14 protein-coding genes and 1 pseudogene are annotated in these 14,615 nt (G+C 64.9%); 12 read left to right on the forward strand and 3 right to left on the reverse strand.

Features of this window, described 5'->3' with window-relative positions:
• Window positions 1-98: 98 nt before the first annotated feature.
• Window positions 99-1,052: an AEC family transporter gene (locus tag CNX70_RS03920; protein WP_096238258.1), complete on the forward strand. Its 954-nt coding sequence runs from the start codon at window positions 99-101 to the stop codon at window positions 1,050-1,052.
• On the opposite strand, the gene CNX70_RS03925 is transcribed toward CNX70_RS03920, so the two are convergent.
• The gene (locus tag CNX70_RS03925) at window positions 1,036-1,689 is read right to left on the reverse strand and encodes an FMN-binding negative transcriptional regulator (RefSeq protein WP_096233606.1); all 654 of its coding nucleotides are present in this window, start codon (window positions 1,687-1,689) and stop codon (window positions 1,036-1,038) included. The genes CNX70_RS03920 and CNX70_RS03925 overlap by 17 nt on opposite strands.
• Window positions 1,690-2,151: an OsmC family protein gene (locus CNX70_RS03930; protein WP_096233609.1), complete on the reverse strand. Its 462-nt coding sequence runs from the start codon at window positions 2,149-2,151 to the stop codon at window positions 1,690-1,692. It lies immediately after the preceding gene.
• Between the two features lie 105 nt (window positions 2,152-2,256).
• On the opposite strand from CNX70_RS03930, the gene pdxR reads away from it, so the two are divergent.
• The 11 genes and pseudogenes from pdxR (at window position 2,257) to CNX70_RS03985 (ending at window position 13,675) form a co-directional block, all read left to right on the forward strand.
• On the forward strand, window positions 2,257-3,753 hold the full coding sequence (gene pdxR, locus CNX70_RS03935; protein WP_096233611.1) for a MocR-like pyridoxine biosynthesis transcription factor PdxR: 1,497 nt from the start codon (window positions 2,257-2,259) through the stop codon (window positions 3,751-3,753).
• Between the two features lie 32 nt (window positions 3,754-3,785).
• Window positions 3,786-4,367: a DNA-3-methyladenine glycosylase I gene (locus tag CNX70_RS03940; protein ID WP_244199027.1), complete on the forward strand. Its 582-nt coding sequence runs from the start codon at window positions 3,786-3,788 to the stop codon at window positions 4,365-4,367.
• Complete coding sequence (gene mnmC1 / locus CNX70_RS03945) at window positions 4,367-5,998, forward strand: FAD-dependent 5-carboxymethylaminomethyl-2-thiouridine(34) oxidoreductase MnmC1 (protein WP_096233613.1); 1,632 nt, start codon at window positions 4,367-4,369, stop codon at window positions 5,996-5,998. Before CNX70_RS03940 ends, mnmC1 begins: the two co-directional genes overlap by 1 nt.
• Before the next feature lie 218 nt (window positions 5,999-6,216).
• Window positions 6,217-6,714 carry a rhodanese-like domain-containing protein gene (locus CNX70_RS03950; protein WP_096233615.1) on the forward strand — a complete coding sequence of 166 codons (498 nt, stop codon included), beginning with the start codon at window positions 6,217-6,219 and terminating at the stop codon, window positions 6,712-6,714.
• A 102-nt stretch (window positions 6,715-6,816) separates the two neighbouring features.
• Window positions 6,817-7,719, forward strand: coding sequence for a serine O-acetyltransferase EpsC (gene epsC, locus CNX70_RS03955; RefSeq protein ID WP_425269219.1), 903 nt, complete (start codon window positions 6,817-6,819; stop codon window positions 7,717-7,719).
• A gap of 7 nt (window positions 7,720-7,726) precedes the next feature.
• Window positions 7,727-7,951, forward strand: coding sequence for a helix-turn-helix domain-containing protein (locus CNX70_RS03960; RefSeq protein WP_086147172.1), 225 nt, complete (start codon window positions 7,727-7,729; stop codon window positions 7,949-7,951).
• 228 nt (window positions 7,952-8,179) lie between these two features.
• Window positions 8,180-9,109, forward strand: coding sequence for a family 2A encapsulin nanocompartment shell protein (locus CNX70_RS03965; RefSeq protein ID WP_070221598.1), 930 nt, complete (start codon window positions 8,180-8,182; stop codon window positions 9,107-9,109).
• A pseudogene (locus CNX70_RS03970) lies at window positions 9,084-10,776 on the forward strand (family 2A encapsulin nanocompartment cargo protein cysteine desulfurase). Before CNX70_RS03965 ends, CNX70_RS03970 begins: the two are co-directional and overlap by 26 nt.
• Window positions 10,777-10,933: 157 nt before the next feature.
• Window positions 10,934-11,653: a sensor histidine kinase gene (locus tag CNX70_RS03975; RefSeq protein ID WP_071079670.1), complete on the forward strand. Its 720-nt coding sequence runs from the start codon at window positions 10,934-10,936 to the stop codon at window positions 11,651-11,653.
• A gap of 11 nt (window positions 11,654-11,664) precedes the next feature.
• On the forward strand, window positions 11,665-13,395 hold the full coding sequence (locus tag CNX70_RS03980; protein ID WP_096233621.1) for a tetratricopeptide repeat-containing response regulator: 1,731 nt from the start codon (window positions 11,665-11,667) through the stop codon (window positions 13,393-13,395).
• Window positions 13,396-13,459: 64 nt separating this feature from the next.
• Window positions 13,460-13,675: a hypothetical protein gene (locus CNX70_RS03985; RefSeq protein ID WP_096233623.1), complete on the forward strand. Its 216-nt coding sequence runs from the start codon at window positions 13,460-13,462 to the stop codon at window positions 13,673-13,675.
• 21 nt (window positions 13,676-13,696) lie between these two features.
• Here the strand turns inward: CNX70_RS03985 and CNX70_RS03990 are convergent, their stop codons facing one another.
• Window positions 13,697-14,413: a PhaM family polyhydroxyalkanoate granule multifunctional regulatory protein gene (locus tag CNX70_RS03990; RefSeq protein WP_096233625.1), complete on the reverse strand. Its 717-nt coding sequence runs from the start codon at window positions 14,411-14,413 to the stop codon at window positions 13,697-13,699.
• Window positions 14,414-14,615: the final 202 nt, after the last annotated feature.

Raw genomic sequence — 14,615 nt, forward strand, 5'->3', positions numbered from 1 at the left:
TGTGACGGCGGGCGAGATCCGCGCCCAGCGTCAAGCATGGCCGTGCGCGCGGCCTGTGCCGGGAGATGCTGCACGTGGGCGCGCTACAATGGCGCTCCATGCTGACCATTCTCGCCATCACGTCTCCCTTCTTTGCCCTGGTGCTGTGCGGCTACCTGGCCGTGCGGCGCACGCTGCTGCCGCTGGCCGCCATCGGCGGCTTGAACAGTTTTGTCCTGTACTTCGCGCTACCCTGCATGCTGTACCGCTTCGGCGCCGCCACGCCCATCGCGCAGCTGCTCGACGCCAGCGTGTTCGGCGTCTACCTGCTATGCGCGCTGATCATGGTGGGTGTCACCACGGCCATGACGCTGAGCCACCGCATCGACTGGAACAACGCCGCCTTCGGCGCGCTGGTGGCGGCCTTCCCGAACACCGGCTTCATGGGCGTGCCGCTGCTATTGACCTTGCTCGGGCCGCGTTCCTCGGGCCCCGTCATCGTTACCATCGTCGTCGACCTGTTGATTACCAGCTCGCTGTGCATCGCCCTGTCGCGCATCGGTAGCGGCGGCGCGCACGGCAGCCGCGCCGCCGTCGTCAACGCCATGAAGGGCATGGCGGGCAACCCCATGCCATGGGCGATCGTGCTGGGTGCCTTGACGTCGTGGCAGGCACTGGCCTTGCCCAAGCCATTGACGCAGACGGTGGGCCTGCTGGCCGACGCCGCCTCGCCGGTGGCTCTGTTTACCATCGGCGCCGTGCTGGCCCGTTCGCAGATGAGCACCAGCGACCCGGCGCCGATGAAAGAGTATGTGCCCGTGGCGCTGAAAAAACTGCTGCTGCATCCGCTGCTGGTGTGGGGCATCGGCCACGCGGCCATCTGGCTCGGCGCGCCGCTCGATCCGTTCGCGCTGACCTGTATGGTGCTGGTGGCTTGCCTGCCCAGCGCCAGCAACGTCTCGCTGCTGTCGGAACGCTTCGGTGCAAACACGGCGCGCATCGCCCGCATCATTCTGGTCTCGACGGCGCTGTCGTTTTTGACGTTTTCAGCGGCCGTCAGCTGGCTGACTTGACGTTGGCGGCGATCAGCGCGCCCAAGGCCTGCGCCGCGCCGGGTTGATGCTCCAGTGCCAGGCCGCGTGCCATGCGGGCCTGGTCTTGCAGGCTGCGGTTCTGCCCCAGCTTCCATTTTCCCGTGATGCGCGTGAGGGGGATTTCGATGCCGACGATGGCTTTTAACAGCTTGTCGATATAGTCGGCCGGCGCATCGCTCACCCGCCACGGCGCGGCTTGATCTGCCTCATGGCGCGCCGTCAGCCGCTCCACCAATCCCAGCAGCCATGCCGCGTCGTCGATGGCGCGCAGGGGACCGTGCGCGTGCACGACCGCATAGTTGAAGGTGGGGACTTCCTTGCCGCTGCGCTGCTTTTCCGCATACCAGGCGGGCGTGATGTAGGCGTGCGGCCCCTGGAAGATCACCATGCAGTCATCTTCTTCGCCGGCCGTGCGCCACAGCGGGTTGGCGCGCGCCACGTGGGCGCGCAGGATGCCGAATGGGGCGTCAAGCGTGGGCGCGGCGATCTCGAACGGCAGATGGTCGGCGCACAGGCCATCGGCGCCGTGGCGCACCAGCGCGCCCAGCGGATGCGCGTCGATCAGGCCATGCAGCATGTCGAGGCGTTCTTCGCGGAAGCTGGCGGGCGTGTACATCTAGGCGACTCCTTCCACAACCACGTCGGCCGCCAGCGAATTGGCGATGTAGCAGCGCTCGTGCGCGTCGTGGTGCAGGCTGGCCAATGCTTCTGGCGAGGGTGCCGCGCCGGAAAACACGATGCGCGGGCGCAGCACGATGCGCGTCATGGCCACGCGGTCCGCAGCATTTTTCCCCAGCTCGCCGACGGCGTCGTCGCGGTAGTCGTCGATGACGTAGCCGCGCTGCGCGGCCAGCGACAGGAAGAACAGCATGTGGCAGCTCGACGTGGCGGCCACCAGCGCTTCTTCCGGGTCGATATTTGCTGCCACCGACATGGGCAGCGGCACGGACAAGGGCGACGACGAGGCGGGTACCGTCAGGCCGCCGTCGAACTGCCATGCATGGCCACGGCTATAGCGCTGGCCGGCGAAATCCTGGCCGTCGCGCTGCCAGGCCACGGTGGCGAAAAACTGATGCATGGGTGCTCCACGGGAGTGAGGGGATGCGTCATCTTAGCGCCAGTCTTGGCTATTTAAAATAGCCAATAAGTGCTATCTTTAAGCTACCAATTCAAGAGCGCCACCATGCCAGCTTCCCACCTGAATCAGATCATCGCCGCCTTGCCGCTGCAGCGCGGCGCCACCGAACCGCTGTTCCGCCAGCTGTATGCGGCCATCAAGGCCGCCATCCTCGATGGCCGCATGAGTCCCGGCATGCAGCTGCCGCCCACGCGCGACTTTTGCCGCCTGCTGGCCGTGTCGCGCCAGACGGTGCTCAATGCGTATGCGCTGTTGACGGCGGAAGGCTATCTCGATGGCGCCGTGGGACGCGGCACCTTTGTCAGCCGCGACGTTCCCTTGTCCGTACCGGTGGCTGCGCCGGCCGGCAAGTTGGATGCGCCCGGCCTGCTGCGGCCCCTGTCGGCGCGCGGGCAGGGCGTGGTGGCGGCCATGCGCCAGGTGGCGTTCCACCGGGGCCCGCTGCGCGCTTTCCGCGTCGGCATGCCGCGCATCGACCACTTCCCGTTCGACGTGTGGAACCGCCTGGAAGCGCGGCGCTGGCGCCGCCCCGACCACCAGTTCGGCTACAGCGACCCGGCCGGCTACCTGCCGCTGCGCGAACTGCTGTGCGTGTACCTGAAGGCCTCGCGCGGCGTCCAGTGCACGCCGCAGCAGATCGTCATCACCTCCGGGTCGCAGCAGGCGCTGTTCATGCTCTCGACTATTTTGCTGGCACCGGGCGACTCGGCCTGGATGGAGTCGCCCGGCTACCGGGGCGCCAGCGGTCCGTTGCGCGCGGCCGGCGCGCGCGTCTTTCCCGTTCCCGTCGATGCGCAGGGACTGGACGTGGCGTATGGCGTGGCGCACTGTCCGCAGGCGAAGCTGGCCTACGTGACGCCATCGCACCAGATGCCGCTGGGCGTGAGCATGAGTTTACCGCGCCGCCTGGCCCTGCTCGCCTGGGCCGCACACAACAAGGCGTGGCTGGTGGAAGACGATTACGACAGCGAATACCGCTACTCGGGCGCGCCGCTGGCGTCCCTGCAAAGCCTGGACCGCGATGGCTGCGTGGTCTACGTGGGTACCCTGTCGAAAGTGCTGTTCCCCGGCCTGCGCCTCGGTTATATGGTGGCGCCGCCCGCGCTGGCCGAGGCGCTGGTGCAGGCCAAGGCCGTGATGGACCGCCACACGGCCATCGTGCCGCAGATGGCGCTGGCCGACTTCATCGCCGAGGGCCACTTTGGCCGGCATATCCGCCGCACGCGCGACAGCAATGCCGAACGGCGCGATCAGCTGGTGCGCGGCTTGGCGCACGAACTCGACGACCAGCTCGCGTGCGGCCCGGCCGACAGCGGCCTGGAACTGTGCGCGTATTTTCGCGCTGGCCATGATGAAGAAACGGTGTCGCGCGCGGGACTGGAACGGGGTATCGAACTGCGTCCGCTGGGGCACTATGCCGACCCTGACGCCGGTGCCGCCTGCGCCACGCCGCCCGGGCTGTTATTGGGCTTTGCCGCCATTCCCCCGGCAGAGATGCAGCACGGCCTGCTGGAACTGGGGCGCCTCTTGCGCGGCCGATAAACTATACTGGTGCTTGCCTGCATACGAAGACCATGACCATGACGATCAACGCGACCATCACCCGCTGCGCCTGGGCCAATCCGGCCAATCCCCGCTACCTTGACTACCACGATACGGAGTGGGGCGTGCCCTGCCACGACGAGCGCCGGCTGTTCGAGATGCTGAACCTGGAAGGCGCGCAGGCTGGCCTGAGCTGGGAAACCATCTTGAACAAGCGCGACACCTACCGCGCCGCCTTCGACGACTGGGATGCGGAAAAGATCGCCGCGTATGGCCCGGAGAAGGTGGCGCAGCTGCTGGCGGACCCCGGCATCGTGCGCAACCGTCTGAAGGTGGCGGCGGCCATCACGAATGCGCAAGCCTACCTGCGCCTGCGCGCGCAAGGCCAGACCCTGGACAGCTTTTTGTGGGCGTATGTCGATGGCCAGCCCATCGTCAATAGCTGGCAACCGGGCGAGTTTCCCGCCAAGACAGCCTTGTCCGACACATTGTCGAAAGACTTGCTCAAGCTGGGCTTCAAGTTCGTCGGCTCGACCATCGTCTACGCCTACATGCAGGGTATCGGCATGGTCAACGACCATGCGCCGACCTGCTTTTGCCGCGCGGGGCATTGATGCGCCGCGCGCTGGTCCTGCTCGACACCGATTTTGACGGCGCCCGCTTTGGCGCAGCCTGTGCGGCGCATGGCGGGCGGCGCCTGCATTACGTCGCGCTGGCGCCGCGTCCCGTCGATGCCAGCCACTTGCCCGAAGAGTGGCGCACACAGTGGCCGCTTTGCGTGCCGGGCTTGCACCGCATGGTCTCGCACGATGGCTTCGTCACGCTCGATGTGCTGATCGGCGAGCCCGATGCCTGCCTGGCGCAATTGTCGGCACGCATCGATGAAGTGCTGCTGGCCTGGGTACCCGCCGCCGTGGCGGTGCTGGCGCGCCTGATGGTCGATGGCGGCCAGCTGCATGCGCTGCACCTGGACGAGGCGCAGCGCGCGGCGTTGCAACAGAATGGTTTTGTCTTCGACGAGAGCCGCTTGCGCGCCGTATTTTATGCGCGGCGCGCAGAGCACGCGGCCGTCACCGCACCCGAGCGGCGCGCCATCGTCATCGGCGCGGGCGTGGCCGGCGCGGCCGCCTGCGAACGGCTGGCCGCGCGCGGCTGGAAGGTGACCCTGGTCGAGCGCCACGCGCAGCCGGCCAGCGAGGCGTCGGGCAACCTGGCCGGCATCTTCATGCCGCTGATGTCGAAGGATGACAATATCCCCACGCGGCTGGTGCGCGCCGCCTACCTGTATTCGCTGAATCGCTGGAAAGACCTGGGCGGCATCGGCGCCGCCATCGAGGGTGTGCAGAGCGGCGTGCTGCACCTGGCGCGCGACGGCGCGCATGCGCAGGTGCAGCGGCAGATCGCCGCCAGCTGCCTGTATCCGCGCGAATTCGCCCGCTGGCTGGAAGCGCCCGAGGCGAGCGCCATGCTGGGCGCACCGGCGCCCGATGGCGCCTGGTGGTTCGCACAGGGTGGCTGGGCGCGCCCGTCTTCCGTCTGCGCGGCCATGCTGGACGCTTGCGGCGGCTTGCTCACGCGGTGCTTTTCCAGCAGCGCCCTGCGACTGGAGCGTGGCGATCAGGAGTGGCTGGTGCGCGATGCGGACGGCGCCCTGATCGCGGCGGCGCCCAACGTCATCCTGGCGGCGGGCACGGGTGCCGTCGATTTCGAACAGGCGGCCGGTCTGCCGCTGGACGCCGTGCGCGGCCAAGTCACGCACCTGGCCGAAGGCAGTCTGCCCTCCTTGCCGTTCGTCGTCTGCCGCGAAGCCTACATGACGCCCGCATACCAGGGCGTCGTGTGTGTGGGCGCGACCTATGCTGCCGATGCAGACAGCAGCCTGCGCATGGATAGTCAGCACGACAATATCGCTAAGATCTCCGACATCCTTGATGTGGCTCCGTTCGACGCGCCGCTGGCCGGGCGCACGGGCTTTCGCTGCATGGCGCCGGACCGCCTGCCGCTGGCGGGCGCCTTGCCCGATCCCGGCGCGCCAGGCCGCTGCGAGCGCTTGCGCGACGTGCCGCGCTGGCCCGGCCTGTTTGGCTTGCTGGGGTACGCTTCGCGCGGCCTGATCTGGGCGCCGCTGGCGGCCGAGATGCTGGCTTGCCAGCTGGAGGGCGAGCCGTTGCCGCTGGAGCGCCAACTGGCAGAGGCGCTTGATCCTGCCCGCTTCTTGCTGCGCGAGCGCCGCCGCGCTTCCTGATGACACCCAGAGGCAAATTCTGGGGTCGGACCCTCAGGGTCCGACCCCAGCGTCTGCTCTTGGGTTAACAATCAAGAGATGGCGCCAACGCGCGTGATCGCAGGCCCCATATACGTTTTTCAGCTTTCCAAACTCTTTTTAATTTGTTTTCCGAACAACATAAGTTCGCTACAGTGGACTCGTGCTGGTTTTTGACGACGCAATAAAGAGGTGGAACGATGGCTGCTGCAGAACTGATTTTCGACCCACGCGCCGCGCACGGCGAGGCGGCCTTTGACGAAGTACTCCATCTCGCGCGCGCCCAGGCGAAGGCGCAGGGCTTGCCGTATGCGGGCATCGTCAGCGCGCAGGATGCATGGCAGCTGGTGCAGGCTGGCAAAGCCGTGCTGGTCGACGTGCGCACCAACGAGGAACGCACTTTCGTCGGCTACGTGCCGGCCTCGCTGCACGTGGCGTGGGCCACCGGCACGGCCATGAACCGCAATCCCCGCTTTACGCGCGAACTGGAAGCGAAGGCGGGCGGCAAGGATGCCGTCGTGGTGCTGCTGTGCCGCAGCGGCAAGCGCTCGGCCCTGGCCGCAGAAGCGGCCGCCAAGGCAGGTTTCACGCACGTCTTCAATATCGCGCAAGGCTTCGAGGGCGACCTCGACGCGCAGCAACAGCGTGGCCATAGCGGCGGCTGGCGCTGGCATGCGCTGCCCTGGCTGCAAGATTAAATCTCTTTCCGGGACCACCATGAACCAGCGAGCCATTCCCCCGCCTCCCTTGCCGCGCAGCCGCAATGGGAACTGCGCCAGATCGTCGATGAATTGCGCGCCGTGCGCGCACAGTGGCGCGAAGGATTGGCCAGCAACCAGGAGTGCGGCGCGCGCGAATTCCCGTCGCGCCAGCACTTGCGCGACATCATCAAAGCCTTGTGCGCGGCCCTGTTCCCCATGCGCCTGGGCCCCCTCGACCTGCAGCAGGAGAGCGAAGATTTCTTTGTCGGCCACACGCTCGACACGACCCTCACGGGATTGCACGAACAGGTGCGGCGCGAACTCAGTTACCACGCGCGCCAGCACGGCTTGCAGCAGACGGTCTCCATCGAACAGCAGGCGCTGGCCATCGTGCAGCGCTTCGCCCGCGCGCTGCCGCGCATCCGCGCCCAGCTCGACACGGACGTGGCGGCCGCCTTCCATGGCGACCCGGCCGCGCACAGCGTCGATGAAGTGCTGCTGTGCTATCCGGGCATCCTGGCCATCATCCATTACCGCCTGGCGCATACCTTGTATGCACTGGGCGCGCCGCTGGTGGCGCGCATCATCGCCGAGGTGGCCCATTCGCAGACGGGCATCGACATCCACCCGGGCGCCAATATCGGCAGCAGCTTTTTCATCGACCATGGCACGGGCGTGGTGATCGGCGAGACGGCCATCATCGGCGAAAGGGTGCGCATTTATCAAGCCGTCACCCTGGGCGCCAAGCGCTTTCCCGCCGGCTTTGATGGTGTGCTGAAAAAGGGATTGGCGCGCCACCCCATCGTGCAGGACGACGTGGTCATCTACGCGGGTGCGACGATCCTGGGACGGGTGACCATCGGCCAGGGTTCCGTCATCGGCGGCAATGTCTGGCTGACCCGCAGCGTGGCGCCCGGCAGCCATGTCACGCAAGCGCACAACCAGCAGGAAGCAGCGGACTTGCCGGCGCCATCGCACCCCGCTTTTGCCCACCACCCATGAGGACAGCATGTTGATCAAACAGTTTGGACTGGCCGTGCGCCAGTTGCGTGAAGGGCATGGCTGGTCGCAGGAGCGGCTGGCCGAAGCGGCCGACTTGAACCGCTCCTTCATCGGCGAAATCGAACGGGGCGCCGCCACGCCGTCGCTGCTGACGGTGGAAAAGCTGGCCATCGCGCTGGGCGTCGGCCTGGCGGGATTGATGGCCCGCTGCGAACCGGAGCTGGTGGATTAAAAACGGGTAAAACGCTTAACAAAACCGTAGCGAGCGGCAGTGAGTTGTGGCCGAGAAGCGCAGCTGTGCGAATGCACAGTGAGCATCGCAGGCTGCAAATCGCGACGCGTAGTAGGTTTGGTTAAGCGTGTTTTGATGGCGATAGCATGTTGAGGGAAGAGGGGGAGACGCTTGATACTTTATTTGTTTTTCAGATAAGCATATTCACTTTTCTCATCAGGAGTAGTCATGACAGTAGCAACAGAGAGCCAGTTCGCGCTGGGCGATAACGCCGCGCGCCAGCTGGCCAATGCAAGCAAGAGCGTCCCCCAGTTATCCACGATCACGCCGCGCTGGCTGGTGCACCTGCTGCAATGGCTGCCCGTGGAAGCGGGTATCTACCGCCTCAATCGCGTGAAAAATCCGAAGGATGTGCGCGTGGCCTGCTCGCAGCGCGACGAGTCGGAATTGCCGCAAACCTTTGTCGACTACGATGACCAGCCGCGCGAGTATTTTCTCAATGCCGTCAGCACGGTGCTCGACGTGCACACGCGCGTGTCGGACCTGTACAGCAGCCCGCACGACCAGATCAAGGAGCAGCTGCGCCTGACCATCGAGACGATCAAGGAGCGCCAGGAAAGCGAACTGATCAACAATCCCGACTACGGCCTGCTGGCCAGCGTGCACGACGACCAGCGCATTTTTACCCTGACGGGCGCGCCCACGCCGGACGACCTCGACGAACTGCTGACGAAAGTGTGGAAGGAGCCGGGCTTCTTCCTGGCGCATCCGCTGGCGATAGCCGCTTTTGGGCGCGAATGCACGCGCCGCGGCGTGCCGCCACCGACCGTCAGCCTGTTCGGTTCGCAGTTTTTGACCTGGCGCGGCGTGCCGCTGGTGCCGTCCGACAAACTGCCGATCGAAGACGGCAAGACGAAAATTATTTTGCTGCGCGCGGGCGAACAGCGGCAAGGCGTGATCGGCCTGTTCCAGCCTGGCCTGGCGGGCGAGCAAAGCCCGGGCCTGTCCGTGCGCTTCATGGGCATCAACCGCCACGCGATTTCGTCCTACCTGATTTCGCTGTATTGCTCGCTGGCCGTGCTGACCGACGATGCGCTGGCCGTACTGGAAGACGTGGAGATCGGTAAATACCATGACTACCCAGACACCTACAAGTGATGGCGCGGCGGCCTTGCCCGGCGTCCCGTTTTTACCCGACGAAGCGACCCTGAACCGCCTGGCGGGCGAGTTTTTCGCGCGTTTTCCGGGCTTGCCCCCCCGCATTGGACAAGTCGCCCAGCCTTGGCGGTTCCGGCAGCGTGCTCGATGCGGCGCCCCGCTACGTGAACCGTCCGCCGCCGCAGCCCGGCCCTTCGTTCGCCGCCATCGCCCCCGGCGTGGCGCCGGCGCCTGCTTCCGTGCCGACGCCACGGGCATCAAGCCTTGGTGCACCGTCGCCCTACTATTTTGTCGGCGGCGCGCATGGCTATCCCGCGTCGCATGGCAAGCTCGATGGCCTGGCGCAGCAAGGGCTGGGCCAGCCGGGCGCGCCTGCGGCCGGCCAGCCGCAGTTCTATTTCCAGACCGAGCTGCCTGCGCGGCATCAAGGTCCAGGGCAAACGCCCGCGCCATTCGATGTGCATGCCGTGCGGCGCGATTTTCCCGTGCTGGCCGAACGGGTCAACGGCAAGCCTTTGGCGTGGTTCGATAATGCGGCCACCACGCACAAGCCGCAGTCGGTGATCGACCGCGTGTCGTATTTCTATGCGCACGAGAATTCGAACATTCACCGCGCGGCGCATGCACTGGCGGCGCGCGCCAGCGATGCCTACGAGGCCGCGCGCGCCAAGGTCGCCCATTTCCTCGGCGCCGCTTCGCCCAATGAAATCATCTTCGTGCGCGGTGCCACGGAAGGCATCAATCTGGTCGCCAATACCTTTGGCCGCAAGTACATCGGCAGCGGCGACGAGATCATCGTCTCGCAGCTGGAACACCACGCCAATATCGTGCCGTGGCAGCAGCTGGCGGCGGAAAAGGGCGCGACACTGCGCGTGATTCCCGTCGACGACAGCGGCCAGATCATCGTCGATGCATTCCGCAAGCTGCTTAACGGGCGTACCAAGCTGGTGTCCGTGACGCAGGTGTCGAATGCGCTGGGGACCGTGACGCCCGTGGCGCAGATCATCGCGCTGGCGCATGCGGCCGGCGTGCGCGTGCTGGTCGATGGGGCGCAAGCCGTGTCGCACCTGCGCGTCGACGTGCAGGCGCTGGGCGCGGATTTTTACGTGTTTTCGGGGCATAAGGTATTTGGGCCGACGGGCATCGGCGCCGTGTATGGCAAGGCGGACTTGCTGGAGCAACTGCCGCCGTGGCAGGGCGGCGGCAACATGATCGCCGACGTGACGTTCGAGCGCACCGTCTACCAGGGCGTGCCGAACCGTTTCGAGGCGGGCACGGGCAATATCGCCGATGCCGTGGGCCTGGGTGCGGCCATCGATTATGTGCAGCGCATCGGCCTGGACAACATCGCCGCCTACGAGCACGCGCTGCTGGAATACGCCACGCACCACCTGCAGGCGATTGCCGGCGTGCGCCTGATCGGCACGGCATTCGAGAAGGCCAGCGTGGCCTCGTTCGTGCTGGCCGGCTACGAGCCGGCGGAAGTGGGGTGCGCCCTGAACGACGAGGGCATCGCCGTGCGCTCGGGCCACCACTGCGCCCAGCCGATTTTGCGCCGCTTCGGCGTGGAAGCGACCGTGCGGCCATCGTTTGCCTTCTACAATACGTATGAGGAAATCGACCGCATGATCGCGGTGGTGCGCCGCCTGGCGGGTGCGCGCCGCTGATCTTGCCGGCTTATCAAGACTATGCCGCCCTTGCGCCAGCGGGGGCGGCATTGTTGCGTCAGGTCACGGACTTTGCGCGCGCCTGGCTGGCGTCTGCAGGCTGGCGGTATAATTTATCCTTGGCAATATTCAAGCTGCGGCTCCAAGGAGATATCCGGTGGAAAATCAACACAGCTCGCCCGAGCTTTTCCTGTTCCTGGCGTCGACCGTGCACGACATGAAAAATTCGATCAGCGTCGTCAGCGGCACGCTGGAATCCTTGCTGGCGGCCGAACAGGCGAAAGACGCGCCGCAGGCCGATCCCGCCTACCTGCAGATGGCGCAAATGCTGTACCAGACCAAGCGCCTGAACGATAACCTGATCCAGCTGCTGGCCCTGTACAAGGAAGTGGGCAAGCCCGGCTATCCGTTCGACGTGCAGCCGCAACTGGTGAGCCAGGTGGTCGACCAGGTGGTGGACCAGGAAAAGATCCTGCTGGCCTCGAAAGGCATCCGCCTGGAGACGGCGTGCCCGGCCGAGCTGATCTGGACCCTGGATGAAGACCTGGTCATCGGCGTGCTGGCGCATGCCATCAACAACGCCATCCGCTACACGAAAGACACGATCCGCCTGTCGGTGCAGGAGCACGACAATATGCTCGAGCTGCGCGTGGAAGATAATGGCGACGGCTACTCGCAGGCGCTGCTCGACGCGGGCAGCGCAGCCATGGATGGCATGGCGGCCGGCGTGAACTTTTCCACCAACAGCACGGGACTGGGCCTGTATTTCTCCAGCGAAGTGGCGAAGATGCACAAGCACCGGGGCAGTAGCGGCAGCATCGCCCTGGAAAATGGCGGCGCGCTGGGCGGCGGCTGTTTCATCCTGCGCCTGCCCTGAACGAGGAATTCATGACGACAGACAGCCACGCCACCGCCGGCGAAGCGGGCAGCACCGACTGGGCCGACAAGCATTATCTGCTGGTCGACGACTTCATCGGCATCCGCATCCTGCTGCGTGAATCCCTGCGCAACCTGGGCGCGCGCCATATCGACCAGGCGGCCAGCGGCGGTGAAGCCATGAAGCTGCTGGCCAAGACCCGCTATGACGTGGTGCTGTGCGATTACAACCTGGGCGAAGGCAAGAATGGCCAGCAGGTGCTGGAAGAGACGCGCGTGCGCAACCTGACGGCGCCGTCGAGCGTGTGGCTGATGGTGTCGGCCGAGAAAAGCGTGGAATCGGTGATGGGCGCGGCCGAGCACCAGCCCGACGCCTACCTGATCAAACCCATCACGGAAGGCGTGCTGTTGACGCGGCTGAACCGCGTGTGGCACAAGAAGCAAGTATTTCGCGAAATCGACCAGGCCTGCATGGAAAAGGATTATTTGCGCGCGGCCAAATTGTGCGACGCGCAGATCGAGCTCAACAAGCTGCACGCGCTGGAATTGCTGCGCATGAAGGCCAGTTTGCTGCTGAAAAGTGGCGAACCGGAAAAGGCCCGCGCCGTGTATGAAAAAGTGCTGGCCGAGCGCGATTACAGCTGGGCCAAGGCGGGCCTGGGCAAGATCCGCATGAATAACGGCGAGCACGAGGCGGCGCGGCAGATCTTCCAGGGCGTGATCGTCGAAAACAAGTATTACATCGATGCCTATGATCAGATGGCCGTCGCTTACCAGCTGATGGGCCAGCACGAGGAAGCGTGCGGCGTGCTGGAAAAGGCGGCGCGCCTGTCGCCCAATTCGGTGCCGCGCCAGCGCAATCTGGGGCTGGCGGCCTTGAAAGTTGGTAATGTCAGCATGGCGGAAAAGGCTTTTCGCAAGTGTATTTCCATCGGTGAATTCTCCGTCATGAAGACGCCGGATGCCTACCTGGGCCTGGCGCGCGTGTGCGGACTGAAGAAGGATGCCAAGGAGGCGCTGCAATGGCTGCTGCTGGCGCAGCGTGAATTCCCGCCCGAGCAGATCGGCTTGCGCGCGAAGATCACGGAAGGCATGGTGCACCACGAAACGGGCGATTACCGGCGCGCGCGCAAATGCGGCGACGAACTCGAAGCCATGCTGGCGGAAGACCCGGCGCGGCCCGAGAAAAGCATTTGCATGGAACTGGCAACTTTGCTGTTCGCCGTCGGCGTCAAGGATGCGCCGGCCAGCCTGCTGTGCTACGTGGTGAAGAACAACCACGACAACCAGGTGGTGCAGGACGAAGTGCAAAAGATCTTCGACAAGGCGAAGATGGGCGACGAAGGCACCAGCCTGATCATCGCCGCGCGCAAGGAAGCGTCTGACTTGATGAACAAGGGCGTGCTGCTGTGGAAGACGGACAAGCTCAACGAGGCGGTCGCCTGGATGCGTGCGGCACGCGAAAAACTGCCGAACAACCTGCGCATCCTGTTCAATTCCGCGCAAATCATCGTGTCTTTCCTGGAGCAGCGCGGTTACCAGGCGGAATTGGCGGTCGAAGCCATGGAAGTGTTGTTGTATGTAGACAAAATCGCACCGGGACAGCAGCGCTTTGCGCAATTGATGGAGCAACTGGTGCAGCTGACGCCGCCGCTCGGGCCGGAACCGGCCGTCGAGGTGCCGGAAAAAGCGCCGTCGGCGCCGGAAAAAGGGGGAAAATCCGTGCGCGAGCGTGCCGGATGATAAACTAGGGGCCAGCGTGGGTTCGCCCGTGCTTGAGTTGCTTTACAACAATAAGGAAGAAACTATGCGTGATGTGGTCAATGAAGTGTACAAAAAAATGAAGGTCGGCAGTATTGCCTGGGTACGCCCGGTCGCCGCCAAGGGAGACACGCTGGAAACATTCCAGTCTTCGTACGAGCACGCCAAGGCGCTGGCCGACGAAGGCCTGATCACGATCGGTGACGTAAAACGCCAGCCCGACAACATGATCGAGGCGATCCGCATTCATCGTATCGCCTGATCATATCGCCGGCTTGACGCGTCAGGCCTTGCCTGGCGCTTTAGCCTTGGGCGCTGCGCGTTTCGCGGGCGCCTTGCGCAGCGGGGCCTTGGCCTTGGCTGCCGTGCCGGCTTCTGCCGGTTTGGCGGACTTGCTGGCCGCTGGCTTGACCTTCGCTCCAACCGCTCCACCGCCGAAACTGGCCGCTGCCGCACTGGCAGCATCGGGCGACATCGCCGTCGACACGGCCTGCTTGAACTGATCTTGTAACAAATTCCACCAAGCACTTGGATTGGCCAACTGGGCTGCTGCCTGGTTGCCGGCATCGTCGGGCGCCGCCGCAGCGGGTTCTGGCGCGGGTGCAGGTGCGGGCGCCGGTTTCGGTGCAGGCGCTGCCTGCTGGAAAAACGCGGAAGCGTAGGGCACCGATTCAAAGACAGTTTTCTCGCTGGCGCCTGGCTGGGTGATGGCCGCCGCCAGCGAAGCACCCATCGATTTCAGCGTGGCAATGGTGCCGCGCTGTACTTCCAGCGCCTGGATACTGCCGCGCAGCATGCTGGTATTGAGGTTCAGCCATGCTTCGACGGCTTTCAGGTCGCTGATTTTCTTGTCCAGCTCTTCCACCGACATGGTGGGCGCCGTGATGCCGGGCATGCCCATGCCGGGCACGCTCATGCTGCCCCACAGGTTCTTGACGAAGTCGAGGGTATCGGTCACAACTGCTGCGCCCGGTATTTGGGGCATTTGCGGATTTGCCATGCGAAATCTCCTGGTAGGTGGATGGCCCTAGCGTAGCAGATATCAGCTTGCAACTGACGCAACGCTGCCAACATTTTCTTACATAAAACATCAAGAGTTGAGCGCGGGCAAGAAGCGGGAAGTGGGGTGGAAGCGTTACACTACGGCCTATGATGCCCGACTCCTTCTTTTCGCCACCGCGCCGCCGTACCGTCATTTTTGT

This window comes from Janthinobacterium svalbardense, assembly GCF_002327145.1.
GTDB classification, from domain to species: Bacteria; Pseudomonadota; Gammaproteobacteria; order Burkholderiales; family Burkholderiaceae_D; genus Janthinobacterium; species Janthinobacterium tructae.